10 protein-coding genes are annotated in these 12,173 nt (G+C 35.3%); 9 read left to right on the top strand and 1 reads right to left on the bottom strand.

What is annotated here, in order from left to right; genetic code table 11:
* Positions 1-24: 24 nt before the first annotated feature.
* The gene (locus FCN74_RS12310) at positions 25-165 is read right to left on the bottom strand and encodes a hypothetical protein (protein ID WP_317128751.1); all 141 of its coding nucleotides are present in this window, start codon (positions 163-165) and stop codon (positions 25-27) included.
* Between the two features lie 291 nt (positions 166-456).
* Between FCN74_RS12310 and purD the strand changes: the two genes are divergently transcribed.
* The 9 genes from purD (at position 457) to FCN74_RS01125 (ending at position 12,172) form a co-directional block, all read left to right on the top strand.
* On the top strand, positions 457-1,737 hold the full coding sequence (purD, locus tag FCN74_RS01165) for a phosphoribosylamine--glycine ligase (protein WP_138930765.1): 1,281 nt from the start codon (positions 457-459) through the stop codon (positions 1,735-1,737).
* A gap of 289 nt (positions 1,738-2,026) precedes the next feature.
* Entirely contained in the window at positions 2,027-3,049 is a 1,023-nt protein-coding gene (gene recA, locus FCN74_RS01160; protein WP_138930764.1) for a recombinase RecA, read from the top strand.
* Positions 3,039-3,497 (top strand): hypothetical protein, encoded by a 459-nt coding sequence (locus tag FCN74_RS01155; protein WP_138930763.1) that lies wholly within the window; start codon positions 3,039-3,041, stop codon positions 3,495-3,497. The genes recA and FCN74_RS01155 overlap by 11 nt, the downstream gene beginning before the upstream one ends.
* 2 nt (positions 3,498-3,499) lie before the next feature.
* Positions 3,500-4,054 carry an RNA polymerase sigma factor gene (locus tag FCN74_RS01150; RefSeq protein ID WP_138930762.1) on the top strand — a complete coding sequence of 185 codons (555 nt, stop codon included), beginning with the start codon at positions 3,500-3,502 and terminating at the stop codon, positions 4,052-4,054.
* A complete protein-coding gene (locus FCN74_RS01145; RefSeq protein ID WP_138930761.1) occupies positions 4,051-5,451 on the top strand; it encodes an outer membrane beta-barrel protein in 1,401 nt (466 codons plus the stop codon). Before FCN74_RS01150 ends, FCN74_RS01145 begins: the two co-directional genes overlap by 4 nt.
* Before the next feature lie 127 nt (positions 5,452-5,578).
* Positions 5,579-6,187: a TetR/AcrR family transcriptional regulator gene (locus FCN74_RS01140; protein ID WP_138930760.1), complete on the top strand. Its 609-nt coding sequence runs from the start codon at positions 5,579-5,581 to the stop codon at positions 6,185-6,187.
* The gene (locus tag FCN74_RS01135) at positions 6,184-7,536 is read left to right on the top strand and encodes a TolC family protein (RefSeq protein WP_138930759.1); all 1,353 of its coding nucleotides are present in this window, start codon (positions 6,184-6,186) and stop codon (positions 7,534-7,536) included. Before FCN74_RS01140 ends, FCN74_RS01135 begins: the two co-directional genes overlap by 4 nt.
* Positions 7,537-7,546: 10 nt before the next feature.
* Complete coding sequence (locus FCN74_RS01130) at positions 7,547-8,722, top strand: efflux RND transporter periplasmic adaptor subunit (protein ID WP_138930758.1); 1,176 nt, start codon at positions 7,547-7,549, stop codon at positions 8,720-8,722.
* Positions 8,723-8,725: 3 nt separating this feature from the next.
* Complete coding sequence (locus FCN74_RS01125) at positions 8,726-12,172, top strand: efflux RND transporter permease subunit (RefSeq protein ID WP_138930757.1); 3,447 nt, start codon at positions 8,726-8,728, stop codon at positions 12,170-12,172.
* Position 12,173: the final 1 nt, after the last annotated feature.

Genomic DNA, 12,173 nt, shown 5'->3' with positions numbered 1-12,173 from the left:
ATAGCTTGATGATATTCGCCCAGGTCAAAGCATGCGTGTATTTGTCTTTAGCAAAACTAAAGGGATGACCACTTGAACCACTGGTTTATTGACAAAAACTTCTTTTATTTTAAAGTCTTTTGAGAGTCGTTTTTCTAATGGTTGTTGCAGATCAGCTTTCGTCATTATAGGAATGTCTTCCCAACACGAGATTTTTTTTGACCTAAAAAATCTTGATAAAATGAATTATTCTCATGATGATACTCCACTATGTCATGACGACTTTTAACCAAGTATGATTGCACATCTTCTCGCAATTTCTCTTTAATTTGCAAAAGATGGGTTTAGGCTTTTTGTATAGGAAAGCCCGATATTTCTAAAACGCGCTCAAACCGATTCAAATAATATCAATTTTCATTAGGGCGACAATTTACAAACATTTATTTTTGACACCTCATTCATTTTAATTAAATCATCATGAATATTTTAATTCTTGGCGGTGGTGGTCGCGAACATGCCTTAGCACAAAAAATAGATGAAAGCCCACAATGTAATCAACTTTTTGTGGCGCCCGGCAATGCAGGAACCGCACAAATTGCTCAAAATCTCAATCTTAATCCTACAGATTTTGAAACTGTTGCAAAAGCCATAAAAGACAAAAATATCAATATTCTTGTTGTTGGTCCTGAAGCCCCTTTAGTTGTTGGGATCAAAGATTTTTTTGAAAACCAAAGCGATTTTAAGGACTTGATGATTATTGGTCCTTCTCGAGAAGGTGCTGAACTTGAAGGTAGTAAAGAACGGGCTAAAATATTTATGGAAAACCATAACATTCCAACAGCCGCTTATCAAAGTTTTACGGCAGAAACACTAGAGGATGGCAAAGCATTTTTAGACACTTTAAAACCGCCTTATGTGTTAAAAGCCGATGGTTTGGCTGGCGGAAAAGGAGTTTTAATTTTAAAAGATATTGATGAAGCCAAAGGCGAACTCTCAAAAATGTTAACCCAAAACAAATTTGGTGAAGCCAGTCAGACTGTGGTGATAGAAGAGTTTTTAGATGGTATTGAGCTGAGTGTGTTTGTTTTAACAGATGGTAAAAACTTCGTCACACTCCCTAATGCTAAAGATTACAAGCGCATAGGTGAAGGCGATACCGGCTTAAATACCGGCGGGATGGGTGCGATTTCACCAGTACCGTTTGCAAACGAGAAATTTATGCAAAAGGTCGAAACTAAAATTATTCAACCGACGATTCAAGGTTTACAAAAAGAAAATATTGACTATAAAGGCTTTGTGTTTATTGGTCTCATGAAGGTTGGCAATGAACCTTATGTGGTGGAATACAACGTCAGAATGGGCGACCCCGAAACTGAAGTCGTCATGCCAAGAATCGAATCTGACTTGGTAGAACTTTTTAAGTTGACTGCCAAACAACAACTTGATAAAGCCAAATTAAAAATTTCTGACCAATCAGCAGCAACTGTAATGCTTGTTTCTGGGGGTTATCCTGAAAAGTACCAAAAAAATAAAAGCATTCAAGGCCTTGAAAATATTGATACTAAAAAAGTTACACTATTTCACGCAGGCACCAAAATTGAAAACAATCAAATTTTAACCAATGGCGGGCGTGTCATCGCAGTTACGTCTTTAGCCGATAATTACAAACAAGCTTTGGAGATATCTTACGACCAAATCAAAAACTTGTGTTTTGAAGATTTATATTTCAGAAAAGATATAGGCTTTGACTTAGGCTGATATCAATTTGAACTACTTAAATTTTGAAATTTTGTTTAAAATAAAGAGCATCGAAATAGTCAAAATATGAGTGCATTATAAATATCTCATTGAGGGCTCTTACCTCAACAAAAAAATCAGAAAAAAGTATACCGAAAATGAGTTTTTAGAATTTGAAAGTCTGTTTTCGACTTAAACCATCCGACAGGATATCCTACAAATTGACAGATTTTGGATTAATTGAACAGAGGTTGATTTAAATAATCTCACAAAAATATTGTATTTTTACCTTTCAACTAAAAATTAAACCATGAGTAAAGACGATAAAGAAAAAAATGCTAAACTCAAGTCTCTAAAATTAACTTTAGATAAGTTAGATAAAACCTATGGAAAAGGGACTGTGATGAAAATGAGCGACCAATCGGTCGTCAATGTAGATGCCATTTCATCAGGCTCATTAGGCTTAGATTTAGCCCTTGGAGTTGGCGGTTATCCTCGCGGTAGAGTGATTGAAATATATGGGCCGGAGTCGTCTGGTAAAACCACTTTAACATTACATGCTATAGCCGAAGCTCAGCAAAAAGGTGGGATTGCAGCCTTTATCGATGCAGAACATGCTTTTGACAGAACTTACGCTGAAAGTTTAGGTATTGACATTGACAATTTAATAATTTCTCAACCCGATCATGGTGAACAAGCTTTAGAAATTGCCGATAACCTTATTCGCTCAGGTGCTATTGACATTATAGTGATAGACTCAGTGGCAGCCTTAACACCAAAAAGTGAAATAGAAGGCGAAATGGGAGATTCCAAAATGGGTCTACATGCCAGACTGATGTCTCAAGCGCTTAGAAAATTAACCTCCAGTATTAGTAAAACAAACTGTACCGTAATATTTATTAACCAACTTCGTGAAAAAATAGGCGTGATGTTTGGTAACCCAGAAACCACAACAGGTGGTAATGCACTTAAATTTTACTCTTCAGTGCGATTAGATATTCGCCGTTCAACACAAATTAAAGATAGTAATAGCGATGTCAAAGGAAATAAAACCCGAGTCAAAGTCGTTAAAAATAAAGTCGCCCCACCATTTAAAACTGCAGAATTTGATATTATGTATGGCGAAGGGATTTCTAAAGTTGGTGAAATCATAGATATTGGTGTAGATTATGAAATTATAAAAAAAGCCGGTTCATGGTTTAGTTATGAAGACACCAAGCTTGGTCAAGGACGTGATGCGGTAAAAACGCTCTTGAAAGAAAATCCAGACCTAATGGATGAACTCGAAGAAAAAATAACACAAGCCATAAAAATTGCTAAAAGTGAAGCTTAAACGCAACCATTTTAAAGAAATGTATCTTAAAAATAATATGAAACATTATTACTTATTATTTTGTTTGACGCTATTCTTTGCATCGTGCTCAATTGATGATCCAAAAATAGTAACAATACAAAATGCAACTTTAGTAGATGTCACAGCCCCAGATACTTTAACTTTTCAACAAACTGAGGTATTTCAGGTGAGTTATAAAAACCCCACTACTTGTCACAGTTTTGAAAATTTTGATATCTTGGGAGAAGAACCTGAATTTACGATAAGGACTGAAACGCGATTTGAAGAAACATTTGATTGTGAAGATACACCTAATGCTATAGAAATTGCTGAATTTGAATATACGGTTGAAAGTCAAGAAGATCATGTTTTTAAATTTTTAGCCGGTGCTTCAGACTCAGGACAATTACAATTTATTACATTAGAGCTACCAGTGAAAATTGAATAATTTTGAAACTCAAAAAACTCATCAAACAATGCCAAGATAAAGAGCTTAAAGCTCAAAAGGCTTTATATGAGATATACAGTTCAAAACTCTTTAGTCTGTGCTTAAAGTATTCAAAAAATTACGCAGAAGCACAAGACAACCTTCAAGATGCATTTATAAGTATCTATGAGAATATTCACCAATTTAAACACAAAGGCTCTTTTGAAGGCTGGATGAAACGCATAGTTATAAATACTGCATTACAACGCTATCGCAACCAAAAAGTATTTTCTTTAAATTATGAAGAAAATTTAATTCAGCCTGAAAATGACTACAGCGAAAACAACATAAGCCTTAATGAGCTTTTAAAATGTATTCAAGAATTACCCAATAGATACAGAATGGTTTTTAATCTGTATGTATTAGATGGTTATTCACATAAAGAAATAGCTGAAATGATGGAAATTTCAGTTGGTACTTCTAAATCAAATTTAGCCAGAGGAAGACAAATTCTTAAGGATAAAGTAAATAGCATCCTCCATAAAGAAAATATCAACAAAGCAGCCAAGACATTATGAATAATGAGCATAACATAGACCGGTTGTTTCAAGAATCTTTTAAAGATTTTGAAGTTGATGCACCCCAATCTGCTTGGCGTGGTATAGAAAAGCGCTTAAACCAAAAATCTAAAAGACGGGTTATTCCAATTTGGCAAAAGGTGAGCGGCGTTGCAGCTATAATTGCAATTGTGATTATGGTTGGATCTCAGTGGTTTTTAGCTCCTAATCAAATCAATGAAAATCCTGTTGTTGATCAAACACAACAGAACTCCCCAATTATCAAAAACGATAATGACGTAAAAGGTATTGTTACGACAAGTCCAGATGACAATCTTAATCAAACAAATGATTTACACCTATCAGACCAAAACAAAATTCTTGACACTAAAACCGTAAAATCTAGCGCTCAAAATCAAAATCAAGACGATAAATTAAATCCATTAGTGGCAAGCAATCAAGATGATAATTCGGTCAACTCATCTCAAAAAGATAAAGTCACAAAAAACATATCAACATCAAAAGTTGAAGAAAATCCTGCTTTTACTTCAGCCTTATCCTCTAAGGCATTAATCCAATCTGACAATAATATAGAAGCGGCGCTTATAGAAATTACTTCTCAAAATAATAGTCTGCTTCAAAAAAAATCATTAGTTGAAGTTGCCAAAACCCTTAAACAAAAAAAGCAACCAAACTTAAACCAGGCTGAGAATAAATCTTGGTTTGTCAAACCACAAATTTCACCCATATTTTACGGAAACTTAGCCAGTGGAAGTGCAGTTGATCCTAATTTAGCTTCAAACGACGGTCAAGGTGAAGTTAACATGTCTTATGGTGTCAACGTGGCTTACCAACTTAACGATAAGATAAAGTTGAGAACTGGTGTCAACCGTGTTAATTTAAACTACACCACCAAAAATGTGTATTTGATACCAAACCAAGCCCTATCAAATCTGAGGAATGTTAATACAAACCCCAACTTTAATGCAACAGTTTTAGGCCGCCAACAGCTCGATAACCTCTCGGCAAACGGAACTGTAAATAGAACAGAAACCATACCTTCACAGCTTCAACAAGAATTGGGTTACATCGAAATTCCAATGGAAGTAGAATACAAAATCCTCAACCGAGCAATAGAAATCAACCTTATAGGAGGGGCAAGTACCTTGTTATTAAACAACAATAGTCTAGATGTAAAAAATTCAAACGGAATCACCTCAGTTGGCGAAGCCAATAATATCAACAATCTGAGTTTTTCAACAAATTTTGCAATAGGCTTTGATTATAACATTTCAAAACGAGTGATGTTTAACCTTGAGCCAACCTTCAAATATCAATTAAATACCTTTCAAAGAAGGACTACCGGTTTTCAACCTTATTTCTTAGGCGTTTACTCTGGTCTAATATTCAAGTTTTAGTTTAGTGTTGAATCTTTAAAGACTAACTTCCATTTAGCTTTAAATCTTCTTAACGGCCAATGTTAAGTTTCTGTAAAACTTTGGAAACTTTTTTTGTTCTTAAAGTTTCCATTGTACATTTGCCATCATGAAAATGAAAATAATCAAACAAGCTAGTGATTTGTTCTTAGAATATGGTTTCAAAAGTGTCACCATGGATGACCTTTGCGAGAGGCTTGGGATTTCAAAAAAAACCATTTATGATCACTTTGATACCAAAACCCAACTGGTTAAAGAAACAACTGATCATATTTTTCAACATATTTCTTGTACAATTGACGATATATGTCAGCAAAATTTAGATCCAATCGCTGAAACTTTAGCCATTAAAAACCAGGTGATGAAACATCTGAAAAACGAAAAGTCTTCTCCTCAATTTCAATTGCAAAAATATTACCCCAATATCTCCCATTCTCTTAAAAAAAAACAATGGGATAAAATGTATGAATGTTATCGAGATAATCTTAAACGAGGTATAGAGCAAGGCTTTTATAGAAAAGAAATTGATATCGAGTGTGTGTTTAGATTTTATTACAATGGGATGAATCTTGTCAAAGACCAAAAAGTTTTTCCACACCAAGCATTTTCAAGTGCTCACGTCAAAGACCAATATTTAGAATATCACCTTAGAGGCATTGCCACGTCTAAGGGTTTAGAACGTTTAGAAAAATTAATTTCAGAATCAACCAAATCATGAAATTCATCATTTCCACTACATTAATGTTGTTGAGCTTAATCAGCTTTAGCCAAGAGCAGGAAGTTTACAAATTATCATTAGAAGACGCCATAGAACGCGCATTAGATAGTAGTTACGTGGCCGTAAATGCCAAAAGAGATCAACTGAAAGCCCTAAAACAAAAATGGGAAACCACAGCCGATGGTTTACCACAAATAAGTGCCGGAATAGATTATGAATATAACCCCAAACTTATTGTCACTCCACTTCCTGGCGAAATTGTAGGAGGCGAACCTGGCACAATTGTTCCCGTAACTTTTGGGACCGAACAAAATATGCGTGCCACAGCAACCCTCAATCAATTGATTTTTGATGGGTCCTATATTGTAGCTTTAAAAGCTGCTAAAACCTTCTTAGAATATTCTAAAAATGCTAATGACAAAACCCGACTAGAAGTCAGGCAAAGTGCAATAAATGCCTATGCCAACGCTTTATTAGTCGAGTCTAGCGTGGAGGTCCTCAAACAAAACGAGATGACAGTTAAGGAAAATCTAGACGAGACTCAAAGAACATTTGAAGAAGGTCTTGCTGAGCAAGAAGAAGTAGAACAATTGCAAATCACTTATCAACAGATAAGCAATAGCCTAAGAAATTCTCAACGAAATCTAGACTTATCTAAGCAAACTTTAAGCATGGTACTAGGAATTCCAGTTGATGCTAAACTGGTATTGACAGACAACTTAGAAAATCTTGCGATGAAACAACTGGCTGATTTCGATTTAATTGAGCAACAATTAGAGGTTGAAGAAAATATAGATTATAAAATTGCTAATAATCTTGTTAAACAACGACAACTAGAATGGCAACTTGAAAAAAGTAAATTTTTACCCACATTGACAGCTTTTGCCAATTATGGTACCACAACCTTTGGTAATGAATTTGTATTTCTAGATTCGAGTCAACAATGGTTTCAGTTTTCTACGGTGGGAGTGAGCCTTAATATACCGATTTTTAGTTCGTTAAAAAGGGCCAAGCGCTCTCAACGTGCAGAAATTGCTCTTATGCAAGCTGAGACAGATTTAAAAGAGTCTGTAGAACAAATTAAATTAGAGTTTAACCAGGCCAAGAGTGATTATAATTTTGCACTAGAAAATTATCAAACTGCTCAGGCTAACTTGGATTTAGCCGAGCGTATTGAACGCAAAAACATCACAAAATACAAAGAAGGACTCAGTACGAGTTTTGAGTTGCGGCAAGCACAATTACAATTGTACAATGCTCAAAACAGCTATTTAGAGTCAATGTTACAGCTTATAAACTCTAAAACCAGTTTAGAAACCATTCTTAATTCTCCAAACATTTCAAATTAAATTTCAAAGTATGAAAAATTATATTCTTATCATCTTTTCCTTAATCTTAGTCTCATGTGGTTCTGAAACCTTAGAAGATAAAGTGAATTTAGCTATAGAAACAGAAAATACTGAAAAGCTAAAAAGGCTCAAAAGAGAATTAAAAGAACAACGAAAAACACTTGACAATTTGAGCACCCAGATTCAAGAGGCGTTAAGCGACAAAGGTGACCAGTTAAGTAATTATACTTTAATTACTGCAAAACGCATTCAAAAAGACACTTTTAATCACTTCTTTACACTTCAGGGGAATGTTCAAACCAATCAAAATATTCTAATTTATCCTGAATTTAGCGGCGAACTTCAAAAAATATATGTTAAAGAAGGCGATGTGGTTCAAAAAGGTCAAATCCTTGCAGAAATAGATCACGGTGGCCTAAGTGACCAAATACAGGAATTAAAAACTCGCACACAACTCACCAAAACTATTTTTGAGCGACGAAAAAGCCTATGGAAAGATAGCATTGGCTCCGAAATTCAATATTTAGAAGCAAAAACCAACTACGAGTCTTCGCTAAGCGCTTTAAATAATTTATATGAAAAATACAAAAAGGTCAAAATAAAAGCACCATTTTCGGGTACAATAGACAATATAATTACCGATGAAGGTCAGATTGTTGCTCCTGGAGGTATGGCCATTTTTAGACTCGTTAATTTGGATAAGATGTACATCGAAACAGAAGTTCCTGAAAATTATCTTGACGATATCAAAATAGGCACACCTGTAGAGGTACGTTTAGGAGCTATCAACAAGACTTTTAAGGCTCAAATTGATCAAATGGCAAATTACATAAACCCTGACAATCGAAAATTCATGGTCAAAATTCACGTGCCTGAACACATTGAAAACGTCAAACCTAACTTGATCGCTAATGTTTTAATTAACGATTATATCAATCCTGAAACAATTATTGTTTCAGAAAACGTCCTTCAAGAAACAGCAAACGGATCCCAGGTCACATTTACTGTGAAAATGCAAAATGATAGTGTCGGCAAAGCGATTAGAACCCCAATAAAAGCTGGAAAAATATATAACGGTCGAGTCGAAGTTATAGAAGGGCTTAAAGAAAATGATATCATAGCTAAAGAAGGAGGAAGAACCCTCAGAGATCAAGAAGATGTCATCATTACAACCTTAGAACAATAAACCATGTCAAACCAAAATCTAGACAAAGAATTTAAACTGTCTTCCTGGGCGATCGATAATAAAATGACCGTATATGTCATTATATTTATTATTCTCGTTGGTGGTATCATGTCTTATGTCAACATGCCTAGGGAAAATTTCCCCGAGATCATTGAGACTAAGATTTATATCAATTCTATCAATCCTGGAAACTCTGCAAAGGACATCGAAAAATTTATCACAGAACCACTGGAAGAGGAGTTTAACGATGTCAAAGGAGTTAAGGAAATTACATCTACAACACAGCAGGATTTTTCTATGGTGATTGTAGAGTTTGAAGAAGATATTGAAGTAGAAACAGCTAAACAGCTCATTAAAGATAAAGTGGATATCGTAAAGTCAGAGACGACCTGGCCAACATTAGACAATGGTGCCAAAGTAGAACCAAATGTGTTTGACCTCAACTTGTCTGAGGAAATGCCGATTCTCAATATCAACTTTACGGGTGATTACAAAAGTCAGCAGTTGAAAGATTATGCTGAACACCTTCAAGATAAAATTGAATTATTACCCCAAATTAAAGAAGCTTCTATTCGTGGAGTAGATGATAAGGAGGTTGAGGTAGCTGTCGATATTTACAAAATGACTGCAGCCCAAGTGAGCTTTAACGATATATTTTCAGCAATTCGTTCAGAAAACAGCACCATCTCTGGCGGGAGTATAAAAAATGAAGGAATGCGAAAGAGTATCCGCGTTTTGGGTGAAATTTCAAAACCTTCAGAGCTTGAAGATATCGTTGTTAAAGAAGATGGTGGTATCGTTTATTTAAAAGATGTTGCTGAGGTCCATTTTCAAGAAAAAGAAGCTACGACTTTTGCCAGAGCTTGGGGAGAGCCTGTAGTGATGCTCGATGTTAAAAAAAGAGCAGGTAAAAACATGGTCGAGGCTGTGGAGCAAATCAAAGACATTGTTAAAGAAGAAAAAGAAAATTATTATCCAGAAACTTTAAATATATCACTGTCGAATGATCAATCCATAAAAACCATAAATCAGGTCAATGATTTGGTTAATAATATTGTATTTGGGGTCATATTAGTCGTTTTGGTATTAATGTTTTTCCTCGGCTTTAGAAATGCTTTATTTGTTGGTGTAGCTATTCCCTTGTCTATGCTGATGTCGCTCGTGATTTTATCAAGTCTAGGCTACACACTCAATACAATGATTTTATTTGGTTTAGTAATGGGACTCGGAATGTTGGTCGATAATGGTATTGTAGTTGTAGAAAACGTATATAGTTTGATGGATCAAGGATATTCCAGAATAGAAGCAGCTAAACAAGGTATTGGAGAGATTGCCTGGCCAATTATCGCTTCTACAGCAACTACGCTTGCAGCCTTTTTTCCCCTTGGACTTTGGCCTGGCACGATAGGAAAATTTATGATTTATTTCCCGATAACGCTTTCAGTGGTTCTGGCCTCATCACTATTTGTAGCTCTTATTATTAATGCGATGCTGACTTCTCAGTTTATGAAAGTCAAAGAAAATAAACTTGGTCGCCAAAAAATTCTACGTTGGACATTCATATTGGGAACGGTTGGTATTGTTTTTTTACTTATTGGCATTATTATGGATGCCAGAGCTCTAAGAGCTATTGGTAATTTGGCAATTTTAAGTGGTCTTTTACTATGGGTATTTAAATTGTTTTTAGCAAGAGCAATTTATTATTTCCAATTTGACGTTTTAAGACGATTAGAAAATTTCTATAAACGATTATTAATTGCTGCTATAAGAGGTAAACGTGCTTATTTAGTGTTTTTTGGAACCTTTTCACTTCTTATTATCGCTTTTTTCCTCGTTGGAGTAGCCCAACCAAAGGTTTTGTTTTTCCCGGAAAACGAACCTAATCAAATCATGGCATACATAGAATATCCCGAAGGTACAGCTATCGAAAAAACCAACCAGTTAACCAAAGAGGTTGAGCAAACCATCTATAATATGGTTAAAAAATATGAAGACGAAGAGGGGTATAATTTTATGGTAGAATCTGCCATAAGCCAAGTCGGCGTAGGTGCAGGAAACCCACAAAATAACGAGGGCGTTGCCAATGAAATGCCACATAAAGGTAAAGTAACCTTGTCTATGCGTGAGTTTAAACTACGCCGCGGTGTAGAAAGTAGTCAAGTACTTTCAGAAATTAGAGCGGCTGTAAAAGACTTTTCTGGCGTCACTATTACAGTAGAAAAAGATGCTGCAGGACCACCTCAGGGTTATGCCATAAATATAGAAATTACAGGCGAAGAATATGAACAAATGCTCGAAGAAGCCCAAAATATGCGTCAGTTTATTGAGCAACAAAAAATCGGTGGAATCGAAGAGTTACAAATTGATATTAATAAGTCTAAACCTGAGTTAGAAATTACTGTAGATCGCGAAAAAGCAGGTCAACTTGGGATATCTACAGGCTTAGTTGGTCAAACCATCAGGCAATCAGTCTTTGGACAGGAAGCCTCTACTTATAAAGACGGCGACGATGATTACCAAATTAATGTCAGGTTTAATGAAAAATATAGATTTGATGAAAGCGCCGTTTTTAATCAACCCATTACCTTTAGAAACAATAAAGGACAGCTTAGGCAGGTGCCTATTTCCAGTTTAATAGAAACCAAACCCTCTGCTACTTTCAATTCTATTAAGCGTAGAGATTTAAAACGTGTGATTACAGTTTACTCCAATGTACTTGAAGGCTACAATCCAACTGAAGTTGTCAATGAAATTAAAGCCTCATTAGAATCTGATTATACCATAGAAGACGGCATGAGCTACGCATTTACTGGTCAACAGGAAGAACAATCTGAAAACTTAGCTTTTTTAATAAAAGCCTTGTTACTCGCTGTTGGAGGAATATCTTTAATCATGGTAGCCCAATTCAATTCAGTATCTAAACCTATTATTATAATTATGGCGGTCATTTTAAGTTTGATAGGTGTCTTATTTGGATTGGTAACTTTTGGAATGGAATTCGTCATTATCATGACTATGATGGGCGTCATAGCTTTAGCGGGAATTGTTGTAAACAATGCTATTGTCCTGGTCGACTATACTCAAATTTTGATTGATCGAAAGAAGAAAAAGAAAGGAATTGGCAAAGATGACATGCTCACCAAAGAAGAATATTTTACCAGTATTATTGCTGGTGGTAAATCCAGATTGCGACCGGTTTTACTAACGGCGATCACTACGGTTTTAGGCTTAATCCCATTAGCAATAGGGCTTAATATCAATTTCTATACTTTAATTGCAGACCTGGATCCGCAAATTTATATCGGAGGTGATAATGTGATTTTTTGGGGACCTTTAGCCTGGACCGTAATTTTCGGATTAATTTTTGCCACGTTTTTGACTTTGGTCGTTGTCCCAGCAATGTTTTATTTGAACATCAGAGCTAAATTGAGATTTAAGAAAACTAATTAAA

The organism is Mesohalobacter halotolerans, assembly GCF_006120725.1.
Classification (GTDB): Bacteria; Bacteroidota; Bacteroidia; order Flavobacteriales; family Flavobacteriaceae; genus Psychroflexus; species Psychroflexus halotolerans.
Note: the sequence above shows the minus strand (reverse complement) of the source record. Positions and strands in the feature narration are given on the sequence as shown.

What these genes read in the sequence shown, in the direction of transcription:
- FCN74_RS12310 (WP_317128751.1), bottom strand. Translation starts at nt 165, where the DNA reads ATGACGAAAGCTGATCTGCAACAACCATTAGAAAAACGACTCTCAAAA.
- purD (WP_138930765.1), top strand. Translation starts at nt 457, where the DNA reads ATGAATATTTTAATTCTTGGCGGTGGTGGTCGCGAACATGCCTTAGCA.
- recA (WP_138930764.1), top strand. Translation starts at nt 2,027, where the DNA reads ATGAGTAAAGACGATAAAGAAAAAAATGCTAAACTCAAGTCTCTAAAA.
- FCN74_RS01145 (WP_138930761.1), top strand. Translation starts at nt 4,051, where the DNA reads ATGAATAATGAGCATAACATAGACCGGTTGTTTCAAGAATCTTTTAAA.
- FCN74_RS01140 (WP_138930760.1), top strand. Translation starts at nt 5,579, where the DNA reads ATGAAAATGAAAATAATCAAACAAGCTAGTGATTTGTTCTTAGAATAT.
- FCN74_RS01135 (WP_138930759.1), top strand. Translation starts at nt 6,184, where the DNA reads ATGAAATTCATCATTTCCACTACATTAATGTTGTTGAGCTTAATCAGC.
- FCN74_RS01130 (WP_138930758.1), top strand. Translation starts at nt 7,547, where the DNA reads ATGAAAAATTATATTCTTATCATCTTTTCCTTAATCTTAGTCTCATGT.
- FCN74_RS01125 (WP_138930757.1), top strand. Translation starts at nt 8,726, where the DNA reads ATGTCAAACCAAAATCTAGACAAAGAATTTAAACTGTCTTCCTGGGCG.